Origin of the sequence: Acinetobacter sp. Lyrl_1, from assembly GCF_051948795.1 — a bacterium.
In the GTDB taxonomy this organism is placed as follows: domain Bacteria; phylum Pseudomonadota; class Gammaproteobacteria; order Pseudomonadales; family Moraxellaceae; genus Acinetobacter; species Acinetobacter towneri.
Genome location: NZ_JAYJLK010000023.1, coordinates 14101 through 29607 on the forward strand (window position 1 = coordinate 14101; position 15507 = coordinate 29607).

Below are 15507 nucleotides of genomic sequence, written 5' to 3' on the forward strand. Positions count from 1 at the left end.
CATTTTAGAACGTATTTTTAATTCTGGATGATCAATTTTTTAGATCAAATTGGTGCAATGGAGCCAAAATAGACAAAAAGAATAAAGCTCAAGTAGCTATTTGAATGACTCGACTTGAGCTAAAAGAATATTGGAAGTGTTTATGATTAGTTAAAAGGATCGCGCACTTCAGGTTCAGGTGCATCTGGCTGAGCAGGTGCTGTACCACTTTGTGATTTTTGTACATCAACGACATTACCCTCCTGATCACGGCGGGTAATTGTAGTGCTGGTGGTACTATTTTGCGGTGCAACAGCCTGCGTAGTCGGTGCAGTCGTTGTGGTTGCAGGTGGACGTGCCAAAGCTCTTTCATCTATTTTAGGCACAGCTGCTGGACGTAAATTTACCGCATATAACTTGGTGCTCAGTCCCATTTCATCTACCCCTAAGTCATTGACATAAGGACTATAGTCAGCAAATTGCACCACAACAGGCTGAATCGTTTCAGGAAATTTGAATGGCAGTGCGGTCAAGGTTTGTGCGGCTTCGCGTTTATTGCCAAAACTGCCGTATAACATCACATATTGTTCAGCTTGCCCCTCACCGCTTAAACGGATATAAAACAGCTTGCTTCGATCTGTTTGCTTTTTAATAAAACTTTTAATGATGTTTTCATCATTGACCCGAAACAGTTCAATCGTGCTGTTATTTTTTTGTTCCTGAATAAATTTAGTACCGCGAAACTCAGCCTCATGCAAACCAGAAGCCGTTAAACGCGTGGTGAGTTCCAAAGGGCGGACTTCTTCTTGCAAGCCACCCAAATAGGTGGTTGCAGCAACCTTTTCGGGTTGAATTTGTAATTCAATTTCAGACTCTGGTTGTTTTTCAATTTCAACCAGTTCTTCACGGTCAGTCACCGCCCAAAAAATCAGTGCCGCCAATAAACACAGCACCGCGCCCAGCAACCAAATTGACTGTTGAATTTTTTGCCAGTGTGTACGCAGTGCTGTCATATGCTGCCTTTTATGCTTGATTGGCTAAAATCGCCTGTTTCATCAATTCTAAGTCAAACTCTTTGGTGATGATGGCTTGACCCAATTGCTTCATGAGCACCAAACGTAATTGACCATTCAGCACTTTTTTATCGTGTGCCATATAAGCCAAAAACTGATCCAGTGGAATTTGCGGACATACTATCGGTAAATTGGCGCGAGAAATGATATTTTTTGTACGCTCTACATCTTCGGCAGAAATCCAGCCCATACGCTGTGATAAATCGGCTGCCATTACCATCCCTGTCGCAACAGCTTCACCGTGTAACCATTCACCATAACCCAAATAAGATTCAATTGCGTGCCCAAAAGTATGCCCAAGATTCAATAAAGCGCGTTCACCTTGCTCTTTTTCATCATTGGCAACAATACGCGCTTTATGTGCACATGAACGATATACCGCTTCTGCCAGTACAGCAGGATCACGCGCCACTAATGCTTCCATGTGCGTTTCAAGCCATTCTAGAAACTCGACATCACCCAAAAGCGCATATTTAATGACTTCGGCTAGGCCTGCAGACAACTCACGCTCAGGTAAAGTATTCAGTTGCGACATATCGGCCAGCACCACTTGGGGTTGCTGAAACGCGCCAATCATGTTTTTACCCAATGGATGATTAATCCCTGTTTTGCCACCGACACTTGAATCGACCTGCGACAATAAGGTTGTTGGTACTTGAATAAAATACACGCCACGTTGGAAACTTGCCGATGCAAAACCTGCCATATCACCAATCACACCACCGCCTAAAGCCAGCACGGTGCAATCACGGTTAAAGCCTGCTTCCAACAGCGCATCAAAAATAAGGGTCAAATGCTGAATATCTTTGTATTTTTCCCCATCAGGCAAAATACATGTTGCCACTTTCTTTCCAAGTGCTTCAACGGCAGACACATAATGACTCAAATACAAGGGTGCAACTGTGGTATTGGTGACAATCATCACTTGCTGCCCCTTAATATAAGGTGCCAATAAGTCTTTGGGCTGAAGATCACTACCTATGAAAATGGGATAACGGCGATCGCCGAGTTCAACATGTAAAGTTTGCATGAAAAGAGTCGCTTTCTACCTAAGATATTTGCTCAGAAACAATCGTATTTAAGATTTTTTGCGCCAAATCTCGCGCAGCACCCTGATTGGTTTCAATAATATAATGTGCTACTTCACGATACAACGGATCACGTATTGCAAGCAAATCACGTAGTCGTTGTTCGGGATTTTCGACTTGAAGTAAAGGGCGGTTTTTGTCGCGATAGGTTCGCTGGAGTTGAATTTCGACAGGAGTATACAGATAAACAACAATACCGCGTTGTTTTAAAAACTCACGATTAGGGGCTTGAGTTACTGCACCACCACCTGTGGCCAGCACAAGTTTATGTCGCGTAGTTAACTCATCAATGACCGCTGTTTCACGACTACGAAACCCTGATTCCCCTTCTTTTTCAAAGATCCATGGAATCGTTGCACCTGTTTTACGCTCAATTTCATGATCACTGTCTAGAAATTCACGCCCTAACAATTCTGCTAAATGTCGTCCTACAGTGGTTTTCCCTGCCCCCATCGGCCCTACCAAATAGATATTTGGTAGGGTTTCAAACTCTTTGCTTAGCAAGGAGTCACCTATAAATTTTGTTTAAATTGAAAATATATTAATGATTTCTTGAAACACTGTCATTAACAATTCGTGGTGTAACAAAAATCAGCAACTCACGTTTGTTATCTGACGTGATATCTTTACGGAATAAACGTCCGATATAAGGGATATCGCCCAAGAACGGAACCTTGGTTTGTGAGTTGGCAGTTTGCTGCTCAAAAATACCACCCAAGACCACAGTTTCGCCATTATCTACCAAAACATTGGTATTGACTGCGTTCTTGTTAATGGTGAGCTGACCAGTTGGTGTTGGCGCACCTGGCGAGTCACTGGTGATATTCAATTGCATTTGCACCTTGCCATCTGGCGTGATACTTGGCGTCACATCCAAACTTAAAGTCGCATCAATAAATTCTGTGGTCGAGACAGCATTAACACCGCCACCCTCAGAAGATTGGTATGGAATTTGAGTACCCGATGCAACTTTGGCATTTTGCTTATCTGCAGTCAGTACTTTTGGTGTTGAAATCACTTCACCATAACCATCGGCTTGTAATGCAGACAATTCCAAATCCAACATAAAGTCAGATAAACTGATTAAACCAAACGCAATACGGCTGGCACCTGGACTGGTCACACCTAAATCGACATTGAGGTTTTGCGGACGCTCAATATCATAAGTATAGCCGCCTAACTCGCTATTCTCTTCTGGCTCACGCAAGTTCCACAAAGTGGTATCACTACCACCCACCAACAAGTGATTATTGTTGGTGATCCCTTGTGACAAGATACCCCACTTCACACCCATCTCTTTGGTGAAATCTGTGGTTGCACGTACGATACGTGCTTCAATCATCACTTGTTTCACAGACACATCAAGCAAATCAATCATCTGACGGATTTGATCAATTTTAGCGGAAGTATCATTAATAATTAAGGTATTGGTACGTGGATCTACAGACACTGTACCGCGTGGGCTGAGCAAGCTCCCCACGCTATCACCTAATGGGTCAGCTCCAGAACCTGTATTTGAACTACCACTACGTGATGCATTTTTACCTTCAGTAATAAGCTTCTCAATATCTGCGGCTTTAGCATAGTTCAACTGAATATATTCAGTTTGCAGTGGTGCCAATTTAACACTTTGTGCAATCGCTTTGGCTTCTTCTTCTTCCGCCTTAATCAACTCAGAAACTGGCGCAATCCAGATCACATTACCATTACGGCGCTTGTCTAAATTTTTGGTTTTCAGAATAATGTCTAAGGCTTGATCCCAAGGCACATCTTTTAAACGTAAGGTGATATTACCTTGTACTGTATCTGCAGCCACCATATTGATGCCTGTAAAGTCTGCCAACAGCTGTAATACACGACGCACTTCGATATCTTGGAAGTCCAATGAAATCTTTTTACCTGTGTAGCTTTGTGCTGCACGTGGCTTAAACGGGTTTTTATCAACTGGGCGTTTTAAGCTGATGGTGAGCTTGTCTTCTGCCTGATAGGCCATATATTCATAGCTACCTGCAGCCTGAATGGTGATCACGCCATTGCTACCATCATTATGCGCATCAATGGTTGATACTGGGGTTGCAAAGTCATTCACATTCAGGCGACGAGCCAAATGCGCAGGGACTTTATTGCCCAAAGTACGTACGACAATTTTGCTGCCTTGTTGCTGTACATCTACAGGGGTGTTGCTACCCAATAGGTCAATTACCACCTGACCTTCACCTTCGCCACCACGTTGGAAACCAATATTGGAAATTCCTTGTGCGCTACGTTGTGCAGTCACTGCTGCAACAGGTGTGGCTGTAGTTGAGTTGATCTTTAAAATAAAGGTATTGCCTTCAACACGTGTCGTAAACGCACCTGCATCAGCCAAGTTCACAGTTAAACGTGAACGCTGCGCATCTGAGCTGACCTCTACAGAACTCGCTTCTTTGGTCGCCACTGCAATACTGTTTTGTTTCAGCGTTTGTTGTGCTTTATCAAAGTCTAGAATCAAACGCGCAGGTTGTTCCAACTGATATGCCGCTGGCTGTGGTGGTAAGCCATTGAACATGACACGAATTTCGGTGCCCTGTCCCGGAATTTGCATGGGTACGATGTTGGTAATGCTGACTTGGGCATTGGCAACTTGCATCACTGCCATTGCGACTGCGCCCATTGAAAACTGACGGAACAAATTGTTCATTGTATTACCATCCCCAAAAATAAAATCTTTCACACTGTTATTCATTTTTATTCCTTTAATTTATGGCGCAGGCCCAATTAAAATTAAACTTCTTGGACGTTCTACATAACCTTCACGACCATCTGGAATAATTTCGATTAAATCAATTTGTGTAGGTGTAATATTCACCACACGACCATGATTTACCCCCATATAGCTACCACGCTGGATACGCTCAATTTCACCATCAGGTGTTTGAATCAATGCCAAAATTTGACCATTTTGACGCATACTGCCTTTCATAGTCAGTGACTCAAGTGCGTAATTTTCCAGTGGTTGTAACTGGCGAGCAAGGTTCGGATAAACGCGCTTCCCTGCCATAATTTTAAGCTCTGCCGCCAATGAACTTGGCATAAATGGGCTTTTGAGCTGGTGTGCTGCATAGTTAAAGGTTGGTGCAGGCTCAAACACAGGTGCAGGTTCAATGGGTAGTGGTGGCTGATTACGAATTTCAGCCATTTGTGCATTGACTGCATCAATCCGTGAATCACACCCCACCATCAACAAAGTCGCCATCAGAGCCAACGAAAGCTTTTCAATTTTCATTATTTCGCTCCTCCAGCATTACCCGCGGTTTGTGCATCTGCACTGCCGACATAACGATAAGTTTTTGCTTGTGCTTTATAGGTCACTTGCGGAATATCGGTTTTCTTGTCTTTATTTTCAGTCGCCACAATTTCAAAGTCGTGCATGGTCACAATACGTGGCAATGCTGCTGTACCGCTTACGAATGAACCAAAGGCATGATAATCGCCTGTCGCTTCAATTGAAATTGGCTGTTCAATAAAGAACTCTTGTTTAATTTCGTTCTCTAAACGAATGTTTTTAAACTTCAAACCTGAATTCACTCCTGTGACGTTAATATCTTCAACTAAACCTGGAATTTCAGTTTCTTTTGGCAATTGTTCAAGTTGTTGGTTAAAGTTCGCTTCCATTTCTTGTAATTGCGCTTGGTATTGCTGCAAATTACGCAATTTAGAATCTTTTTCACGGAACTCATTTAACAAGTTTTGTTCTTGTGTATGTGCTGCTGCAATGGCATCTAACTTTGGCTTGATTACGACAAAGTAACCTAAAGCTAGAATCAGGAAAATAATAAAAATCCAGCAGGTAATTTTGACCGAAAGTGGCCAAGCACCATAATTGTTAGGATCTAGGGTATTGAACTGTTGAAAAAACTTTTCAACTGTCATTTTCTTTTTCGGAGCAACAGCAGCATCCTGATTTACTTCATCAAATTCATCGAGACTCATTGTGCTGCCCCCGCTGCTGATGTTGAATTAGATTCTGTTGGTGTTACTGGAATTGCAATTTCTTCTAAATCTGAAGTTACTACAAAAGTACCGTAACTTTCCTCTACACGAGGAACCACAGAGCTTGGTGCTTTATCTTTATTTTCTTCTTTGGCTAAGAATGAATTCATAAATGCATTGCGATACCACGGCGATGCTTCCAAATTACGCAAGAATTCAGCCACAGTATTTGGACTTTCAGCCTTGCCTTCAAAAGTGAATTTATTGCCTGTACGGCTCACTTTGGTTAAGTACATATTGCTTGGTGTCACACGCACCAATTCATCCACCAAACGCACGGCAATTGGACGCTGACTTTGTAAGCTCTGAATAAGCTTCATGCGCTCAACAATAGCATTACGCTGTTCTTGCAAGCCTTCTAAAGATTTTAATTGTACATCTAGGTTTTGGTTGGTACTGATCACCAATTGATTGGCTTGTTCTTGATCTTGTAACTTCGCGTTGTAGAAGAACCACGCAAAAGCCACCAATAACACCCCAACAGCAGCCGCTGCAATACAAAATACAATAAATTCTTTTTTACGTTTTTCTCTTAGCTCATCGCGCCAAGGGAGTAAGTTAATCTTTGCCATTAATCAAAACTCCTCATTGCTAAACCACATGCCACCATCAATGACGGCGCATCACTTTCAATTCTTTTAATGTCGATTTGTGGAGAGAAGCCCATTTGTAAGAATGGATTGGCAATGGTCACACGGTAGCCCAGTTTTTGCTGCAACAACTTCGCAAGACCTGGAATATTGGCATTCCCCCCTGCCAATAAAATGTGATCAATTTCGTTAAATTGTGAAGATGAGAAAAAGAACTGCAATGAACGTGCCGCTTGTTGCACCACCGCTTCTAAGAACGGTTCGAGCACCTCTACATCGTAGTCATCTGGCAAAGTACGGCTTTTTTTCGCACGTCCTGCTTCTTCATACGACAAACCATAACGGTTTTGAATTTCTTGTGTCAGCTGCTTACCGCCAAAGGTTTGTTCGCGGGTGTAAATAATTTTGTTATTTTGCAGCACCGACAAGGTGGTCATGGTGTGACCAATATCCAAAATACCAATGGTGTTCACACCCATTGGCAGGGTATCGGAGAACACTTTAAAGGCATTTTCGATGGCAAAACTTTCGACATCGGCAATTTTGGCTGTCAAGCCGCCCAACTCCAATGCTTCTACTCGTGCTTCTACGTTTTCTAAACGTGTTGCAACCAGTAACACATTGACTCGGTTTGGATTGGCTAAACGGTCTGGTTGGACTTCAAAGTCTAGGCTGACTTCATCTAATGGGAATGGAATATATTGCTCGGCGTCCATACGAATTTGAACTTCACGCTCATCGCTAGTCATATCTGCATCCATTTCAATGATTTTGGTAATCACCATTGAGGTTGGAATTGCTAATGCTGCAGATGTAGATTGCGTGTTTGCTAAGTTCAATGCACGTTCAAGCGCATCCCCGACTGCTTCTGGATTGAGAATGTTTTTTTCAACCACACTGCCTTCTGGAAGTGGGACCAGCGCATAGCTCTCGACCCAGTATCTACCATTCTTAACAGAGAGTTCTAATAACTTAACAGAAGTAGAACTAATATCTACACCTATTAACCCCTTACTTGGCTTACGATATAACCTACGCACAATAGTACCATTCCTATTATTTTTTTATCCCCAAAAAAATTTAACCTACTAATCCGCGCTGGTCTATAATTTTTTACGGATACAATAATTCATCTAACAATCCGTAAATCTACTCGCTATACTGACCAGCAATTAGTTTGCTATTAGCGCTTATTAAAACGCACTTGTTATGAAAAAGCTATCTTGTTCGGGTCGTGTTCATCCATTTTTTTTGATCATAATTATAATTTTGGTCGCAATACCGATGGGTTTCTATGGCATGTATCTCTATATTGCCCCATCTTTGCCAGAAATGACCACCTTAAAAAAAGCGCCATTATTAAAACCATTACAGGTTTATAGTGCCGATAATGAGCTAATTGCTGAGTATGGCGGTAAGCTTTCTGTGCCTGTCGATTATGAACATATTCCTGAAAAATTCATTTTTGCGTTCTTAGCAGCCGAAGATTCTGCCTTTTTTGAACACAGTGGGATTAGCTTCAAAGGCTTGGGGCGCGCGTTGAGCGAGGCGGTAACAGGCTCCAATGTGCAAACTGGCGGCTCAACCATTACCATGCAAGTGGCAAAAAACTATTATCTCAGCCCTGATCGTACTTTAAAGCGTAAACTCACCGAAATCTTTTTAGCGCGTAAAATTGAACAGAACCTGAGCAAAGAAGAAATTTTGACTTTATACGTCAATAAAATCTTTTTGGGTAAAAATGCCTATGGCATCGCGGCAGCTGCCAAAATTTATTACAACAAAAGCTTAGAAGAGCTGACAATTGCACAAATGGCGATGATTGCAGGCTTACCTAAAGCACCTTCACGCTACAATCCAGTGGTGAATCCTGAGCGTGCTTTGGAGCGTCGCAACTGGATTTTGGGACGTATGCTGCAACTAGGCTATATCAACCAAAATGAATACCAAAAAGCCATTGCTGAACCGATTAATTTAGATATGCCAGACCGCAGCATCAGCAATAAACATCCGTATATTGGAGAAATGGTACGTGCTGAACTGGTCAGTAAATTTGGCGAACAAGCGGTTGATTCAGGCTATAAAGTTTACACGACTGTAGATAGCAAACGTCAGATGTATGCTGAACAGGCGGTGCAAGAAGGTCTAGAAGCCTATGATCGTCGTCATGGATGGCGTGGTGCAGAGGCACATGACAAGCCTCTGCATGAGTTTCGCGCTTATGCCAACACCTACCCTGCGCAAGTCAGCAAAGTGCTGAATAATTCTTTTGAAGCGTTAATGCAAGATGGCACAACAGTTACTGTACCATGGTCAGGTATGTCTTGGGCGCGCCCCTATCGCAATGCCAACAGTGTAGGCAATGCGCCAAGTCGTGCGGCACAGATTGTAAAAGTCAAAGATATTGTCCGTTTACGTCCAAATGAAAATAAAACCGCTTGGTCATTGGTACAAGTACCGAAAGTGCAAGGTCAATTGGTCGCAATTAACCCGAATAATGGCGCCATTGAAGCGTTGGTCGGTGGATACAACTTCTATCAATCTAAGTTCAACCGTACTTTACAAGGTTGGCGTCAACCAGGTTCCACCATCAAACCTTTTGTGTATGCTCTGGCTTTAGAGCGTGGTATGACGCCACACACCATGGTCAATGACAGTCCAATCACCATTGGCAAATGGTCACCACGTAACTCCGATGGTCGTCATTTAGGCATGATCCCATTGCGTCGTGCGCTATATTTATCTCGTAACACGGTTTCGGTGCGTTTATTGCAAAATGTGGGAATTGAGCGTACCCGCCAACTGTTCATGGATTTTGGATTACAGGAAGATCAGATTCCACGTAACTACACCATTGCATTGGGCACGCCACAAGTTCTGCCTATTCAAATGGCAACGGGCTATGCCACTTTTGCCAATGGGGGTTACCGTATTCAACCGCACTTCATTAACCGTATTGAAGATGCTTATGGCAAGGTGATTTATCAAGCTAATCCTGAATATGCGTGTATTGCTTGTATTAACGCCAAAGAACAAACGTTGGAAAGTGCCGAAGCCACTACGCCAGATGATGAAGTGATTGAAGTCACCAATAAAAAACTGGCACAAGCTGAACAAGACTCGAACTTATTGGCAGAGCGTAGTCAGTACAAACAGGCACAACGTATTTTAAAATCTAGCTCGGCGTATGATATGTCCAATATTTTACGTGACGTGATTCAACACGGTACTGGACGTGCTGCACTTAGAATTGGTCGTGGTGATATTGGTGGCAAAACGGGAACCACCAACGATGCCAAAGACGCTTGGTTCGCAGGTTTCAACGGCAAACTGGTGACTGTGGCTTGGGTGGGCTTTGACCAACCTACCACTTTAGGACGTCGTGAATATGGGGGTGTCGCAGCGCTACCAATTTGGACAAACTTTATGGGCAATGCACTGAAAGGCACACCTGAAGCATGGGTGAGTTTAGACAGCAAAGCCAAAGCGCCACAACGTGAACTCAATCAAATGAATGCAGAACAGCAACAGGATTATCGTGCTTCACCGCCATTGGCACGTCCACTGTATCGACCTACACCTGTTGCGCCAGCACGTGCGCCTGAGCGAGATTTTGACGATTTACCAGGCGAGGAAGTGTTAATTCCTGAAAACGCTGCACCGCCTGCCATGCAAGCGCCAAACAACAGCCCTGCCAAACCTAATGCGGCCCCCAAACCTGCTCCCGATGCATTAGAAAACTTAATTGACGAAGTCTTATAACTACACAGACAAGCAGTCAGAAAAAGCCCTCTTACGCAAAGATGAGGGCTTTTTTATGGGCTATTCAAACTTACTTTTTCTGAAACAGATAAATTTGATGCTGTGCTGTCACGTCAAACTGGGTTTGCTGTTCCAAAGCCTGGCGACGCTCTGCTTTGGCTTTGTAGGCATAAGGTGTCATGGCAATTAAATGATTTAAATCATTTTGATTGAGTTGTAATGGTGTTTCCACCACGCTAGCCTCTACCAAATCAAAGGCGTCTTGCAATTGAGCGATAAATTTTTCAGGTTCATGCGGCTTCACTTCTTCAAACAAAGCTTGACGCATCGCCAATAAATGCTCAGGCGCAGGCGTTACTACCAACAAATAGCCTTGTGGTTTTAAAACCCGCAAAATTTCCTGTTGCGGAATTGGGCTAAACAAGCTGGCACATAAATCAATACAATGTTCTAAAACAGGCAAAGTTGCCCCTGTCCCCACCACCCAAGTCACTGCGGGATTCAGTTTCGCCGCCACTTGTACGGCATTCTTGGCAATATCCACCCCGACACACTGCAACACTTCGCCTTGCATGGCAGCGGTGTAATAGCCTTCACCACAGCCAATATCCAACAAATTTTCGATGCGTAAGGTGCGAATTTTTTGCACCACTGCCTGTTGCAAGGGCGCATAATGCCCTGCACTTAAAAATGCACGACGTGCCTGCACCGAAGCAGGTGTATCCCCCGGATTTTTACTGTGCTTATGCTGCACCACATGCAAATTGACGTAGCCTTGTTTCGCAACATCATAGCTGTGATTGCTGGCACAACGCCACGTTCGATCATGCAGTTGCAATACCTGACGACACACAGGACACATCAGCAAATTCATCATTTTCTCCAGAGTGAACCACATAAAAAAGTCGGCGAGTGCCGACTTTTAAAATTTTCGGTTGGATAGGCTTAACGTAATTTTAAAGTCATTAAACCTAAAACCACCAGCATAATTGTGATAATCCAGAAACGAATCACCACTTGAGTTTCACGCCAGCCTTTCTTTTCATAGTGGTGATGCAACGGCGCCATTAAGAATACCCGTTTATTGCGCATACGTAGTGAACCAATTTGCAGAAATACCGAAATTGCTTCAACTACAAACACCCCACCCATAATCGCAAACACGATTTCCTGACGTACCATCACGGCAATCGTACCCAGCATTGCCCCCAAAGACAATGCGCCGACATCGCCCATAAAGACTTGTGCAGGATGCGCGTTATACCACAGGAAGGCTAAGCCTGCTCCAATCATCGCGGCACAGATTACCACCAACTCAGACGCATATTTCACATAAGGGATATGCAAATAATCAGCAAAACGAACATCCCCCGCCAAGTAGGCAAAGACGCCCAAACCTGCCGCAACCAACACGATTGGCATAATTGCCAAACCATCTAAACCATCAGTCAGGTTCACCGCATTTGAGGCACCGTTAATTACCAAATAGGTAAAGATAATGAAGCCAATACCGAGTGGAATCGACGACAATGGAATGCTGAAATCTTTAAAAAATGGAATCAACACATCCAGCATATCTGCGGTTTGTGCAGGATTTGGCTGTTGGGTTGCAATCACATACAACGCAATACCCGCACCCAATGATGCTACCGAAGTCCAGAAGAATTTTTTACGCGCAGGCAAACCCGCATTGTCTTTGTAGCGAATTTTAATCCAGTCATCTGCCCAGCCTACAGCGCCAAAAATGACCATGACCGCCAGTACAATCCAGACGTAAGGGTTAGATAAATCTGCCCATAATAGGGTCGAAATACCAATGGAAAGCAGGATTAATACCCCGCCCATGGTTGGCGTACCCATTTTTTTGGCATGCCCTTCAGGTGCATAAGAGCTGACTGCCTGACCGTATTTTAATGCTTGCAGTTTACGAATCATCACAGGGCCTAGCACCAAACCGATGCCAAGCGCAGTCAATACACTCAGTAATGAACGTAATGTTAAATAACGAACCACTTGAAACGAACTGTGATAGCCCGCCAGCTGTTCAAATAACCATAACAGCATTTAAATTTTCTCCATCAATGCAGCCATCAACGTTTCCATATGGGTATAACGAGAACCTTTAAATAGGAAACTCATGGACTGAGGTTGATGTGTTTTTACCAGATCAATTAAAAACGGCAAGGCTTGTTCTTGAGTGACAAAAGCCTGTAATTTTTTTCCATATTGGGTACTACGCGCACCTTCTTGGGTCGCAGGTGCAAATTCACCGACCGCCACCACAAAGTTGATGCCACGAATAGACACCAAGTCACGCCCCAACATATAGTGCTGTTGTGCTGCACTGTTGCCCAGTTCACCAATATCACCAATTACCATAACTCGCACGCCTGTTTGCTGCGCAAGAACTTCGCCTGCAGCACGCATAGAGGTTGGATTGGCATTATAGGTGTCATCAATGAATAAATGGGTGCCTTGCTGAATAAAGTTCAAACGACCTTTTGCCCCCTGCGCCTGTTCTAAGCCTGCGACAATATCATCTAAACTTACGCCAATTGCCAGTGCAAAAGCGGCAGCAGCCGTAGCATTCTGAACATTGTGTTCACCCGCGAATGGCAAGTGAATCTGACGCACACATTGGGCAGTATTTAAACAAAAACTTGCCGATTGTGGCTGCAACTGAATGTCTGTCGCAAACACATCACCGCCTGCACCAAAACTTAGACGCTGTTCTGACTGAACCGCTTGCTGAATCTGTTCGGCAAAATCATCGGCAGCAGGGACAATGGCCGTGCCTTGTGGGGCAATATGTGCATAAATTTCAGACTTAGCCCGACAAATGCCCTCACGTCCACCAAACTCACCCAAATGCGCAGTACCAATATTGATAATGCCTGCCACCCGCGGCTGCACCAAGTTTGAGGTGTAATCGATTTCACCTTGATGACTGGCGCCTAATTCCATCACTGCATATTGATGGCTTGCATTCAACTCCAACAACATCATCGGCACACCCAAGTCATTATTCAGGTTGCCACGGGTAATTAAAGTCGGTGCCAAACGTGACAAAATACTACCGAGCATTTCTTTAGTGGTGGTTTTACCGCTACTGCCTGTTAACGCAATCACTTTTAACTGAGGATGTTGCTGACGACGAAATGCGCCCAAATGCCCTAAAGCTAAACGGGTATCAGGCACGACCAATTGGCAAATATCTGCGTCTACAGGCTGGCTGACAATTGCCATAGAACAGCCCTGAGTCGCTACTTGTGCCACAAAATCATGCGCATCAAAACGCTCACCTTTTAAAGCCAAAAAGGCATCGCCTGCTTCGGCATGACGTGAATCGGTTAAAATACGTTTAATCTCGCCTTGCGGTGCTTGCCCATTGAACCAATAACCCTGTGTTGCCTGTTTGAGTTGTTCGGCAGTCCAAGGTTCTAAAATTGCGGTACTGGTGGTGGAAGTGTGCATACAAATTCCTTATTGGGCAGGATAAGCAGAAGGTGAACAATGCTGTGCATCTATCGCAGATTGCACTTCAACCACATCGTCAAACCAGTGTCTTACCCCATCTATTTCTTGATAGTTTTCATGACCTTTGCCTGCAATCAAGACAATATCGCCTGACTGTGCATGTTTGACTGCATATTTAATCGCTTCACGACGATCATGAATTTCATGGCTCTGTGCCACCGACAAATCGACACCTGTCTGCATATCGGCAAAAATTTGCAAAGGATCTTCTGTACGCGGGTTATCAGAAGTCAAAAGCACAACATTGGCATAGTCCAATGCCGCTTGGGTCATCAGTGGGCGTTTACCACGATCCCGATCTCCACCGCAGCCAAACACCGCCCAAAGCTGTGCGCTAACATGGCGTTTTAAGGTTTGCAACACTTGAATTAGGGCATCTGGCGTGTGTGCATAATCCACCACAAATAAACGCTCTGCATCACGCAACACTTGCATACGCCCCGGTGCGCCTTTAAGTTGTGCAGTCGTGTGTATTAAATCCTGTAATGCAAAACCTGCTTGCTCTGCTGCGATTAAACCCGCGACCAAGTTTTCAACATTAAAATGTCCGAGCAACGGACTTTGCACCACATATTCTGCCGTAGCAGTTTGTAGATGGAAACGTACACCATTCAGACTGTATTCAATCTGCTGTACTTGATAGTCTGCCGCTTGCTGCGTGGAATAAGTCAAAATTTTCGGTTGCGCAGGGTTCTGTTGCGCCGCTTGCAACATGATCCCAGCATATTCATCATCTAAATTGACAATTGCAACTTTTAAACTGGCAAACTGAAACAGCATGGCTTTGGCTGCAGCATACGCCTCTAAAGTACCGTGATAATCCAAATGATCACGGCTCAGGTTGCTATATACCGCAATTTCAATATCGCAGCCATTTAAGCGCCCTTGCTCCAAACCATGTGAACTGGCTTCAATTGCGGCAAATTTTGCCCCCTGTTGTGCATAGCTGTATAAAGCATTTTGCAGTTGCAAGGCATCTAAAGTGGTATGTGTTGAAGCTTCCAAATTAGGCAAAATTCCGTTGCCTGTGGTGCCCATTACCGCACAGCGTTGGGCTTGTAACATTAACAACTCAGCAATTAAGCGGGAAATCGTGGTTTTACCATTGGTGCCCGTGACTGCAAGCATACGCGCTAAAGGTACAGGCTGTCGTGCTTGTAAATATTGTTTTTGCCACTGTCCCATGCGCTGACGCACATCTGGCACCACCAAATTATTGGCAACTGCCAGTTCAGTTTCCGAAATCACCGCCAAAGCACCTTGATCTAAAGCTGCTTGTGCAAATTGTGCGGTTTTTTCAGGCTGCGATAAACTGGTCAGGGCAATAAAAATTTGCCCTGCTGTCACATGGCGGCTGTCAAGTTGAAAGCCCTGAAAGTCTTGTGTCATCCAATCTGCAACGCGAGAACTGCGATAAATATGTTGAAAGCTGATAGACATGCGTCA

13 protein-coding genes are annotated in these 15507 nt (G+C 44.1%); 1 reads left to right on the plus strand and 12 read right to left on the minus strand.

Annotated features, from left to right (window positions below):
- Positions 1 to 146: 146 nt before the first annotated feature.
- From VF675_RS08600 to VF675_RS08635, 8 genes are read right to left on the minus strand one after another with little or no spacing between them, the layout of a single operon-like run.
- Positions 147 to 992: a hypothetical protein gene (locus VF675_RS08600; RefSeq protein ID WP_440205091.1), complete on the minus strand. Its 846-nt coding sequence runs from the start codon at positions 990 to 992 to the stop codon at positions 147 to 149.
- A gap of 10 nt (positions 993 to 1002) precedes the next feature.
- The gene (gene aroB, locus VF675_RS08605) at positions 1003 to 2082 is read right to left on the minus strand and encodes a 3-dehydroquinate synthase (protein ID WP_440205092.1); all 1080 of its coding nucleotides are present in this window, start codon (positions 2080 to 2082) and stop codon (positions 1003 to 1005) included.
- A gap of 19 nt (positions 2083 to 2101) precedes the next feature.
- The gene (gene aroK, locus VF675_RS08610; protein ID WP_096901281.1) at positions 2102 to 2644 is read right to left on the minus strand and encodes a shikimate kinase AroK; all 543 of its coding nucleotides are present in this window, start codon (positions 2642 to 2644) and stop codon (positions 2102 to 2104) included.
- A 37-nt stretch (positions 2645 to 2681) separates the two neighbouring features.
- The gene (gene pilQ, locus VF675_RS08615; RefSeq protein WP_440205102.1) at positions 2682 to 4820 is read right to left on the minus strand and encodes a type IV pilus secretin PilQ; all 2139 of its coding nucleotides are present in this window, start codon (positions 4818 to 4820) and stop codon (positions 2682 to 2684) included.
- Between the two features lie 60 nt (positions 4821 to 4880).
- The gene (locus VF675_RS08620; RefSeq protein WP_440205093.1) at positions 4881 to 5405 is read right to left on the minus strand and encodes a pilus assembly protein PilP; all 525 of its coding nucleotides are present in this window, start codon (positions 5403 to 5405) and stop codon (positions 4881 to 4883) included.
- Entirely contained in the window at positions 5405 to 6112 is a 708-nt protein-coding gene (locus VF675_RS08625) for a type 4a pilus biogenesis protein PilO (RefSeq protein WP_004974463.1), read from the minus strand. The genes VF675_RS08620 and VF675_RS08625 overlap by 1 nt, the downstream gene beginning before the upstream one ends.
- Positions 6109 to 6744, minus strand: coding sequence for a PilN domain-containing protein (locus VF675_RS08630; protein WP_440205094.1), 636 nt, complete (start codon positions 6742 to 6744; stop codon positions 6109 to 6111). The genes VF675_RS08625 and VF675_RS08630 overlap by 4 nt, the downstream gene beginning before the upstream one ends.
- Complete coding sequence (locus VF675_RS08635; RefSeq protein ID WP_004974460.1) at positions 6744 to 7802, minus strand: pilus assembly protein PilM; 1059 nt, start codon at positions 7800 to 7802, stop codon at positions 6744 to 6746. The genes VF675_RS08630 and VF675_RS08635 overlap by 1 nt, the downstream gene beginning before the upstream one ends.
- 169 nt (positions 7803 to 7971) lie before the next feature.
- Between VF675_RS08635 and ponA the strand changes: the two genes are divergently transcribed.
- Entirely contained in the window at positions 7972 to 10524 is a 2553-nt protein-coding gene (ponA, locus tag VF675_RS08640) for a penicillin-binding protein PBP1a (protein WP_440205095.1), read from the plus strand.
- Between the two features lie 70 nt (positions 10525 to 10594).
- Here ponA and VF675_RS08645 read toward each other — a convergent pair whose 3' ends face one another.
- From VF675_RS08645 to VF675_RS08660, 4 genes are all read right to left on the minus strand, one after another.
- The gene (locus tag VF675_RS08645) at positions 10595 to 11398 is read right to left on the minus strand and encodes a putative RNA methyltransferase (protein ID WP_371970927.1); all 804 of its coding nucleotides are present in this window, start codon (positions 11396 to 11398) and stop codon (positions 10595 to 10597) included.
- A 71-nt stretch (positions 11399 to 11469) separates the two neighbouring features.
- Entirely contained in the window at positions 11470 to 12588 is a 1119-nt protein-coding gene (gene mraY / locus VF675_RS08650; protein WP_440205096.1) for a phospho-N-acetylmuramoyl-pentapeptide-transferase, read from the minus strand.
- Positions 12589 to 13998: a UDP-N-acetylmuramoyl-tripeptide--D-alanyl-D-alanine ligase gene (locus tag VF675_RS08655; RefSeq protein ID WP_440205097.1), complete on the minus strand. Its 1410-nt coding sequence runs from the start codon at positions 13996 to 13998 to the stop codon at positions 12589 to 12591. It abuts the gene before it with no gap.
- A 9-nt stretch (positions 13999 to 14007) separates the two neighbouring features.
- On the minus strand, positions 14008 to 15501 hold the full coding sequence (locus tag VF675_RS08660; RefSeq protein WP_440205098.1) for a UDP-N-acetylmuramoyl-L-alanyl-D-glutamate--2,6-diaminopimelate ligase: 1494 nt from the start codon (positions 15499 to 15501) through the stop codon (positions 14008 to 14010).
- Positions 15502 to 15507: the final 6 nt, after the last annotated feature.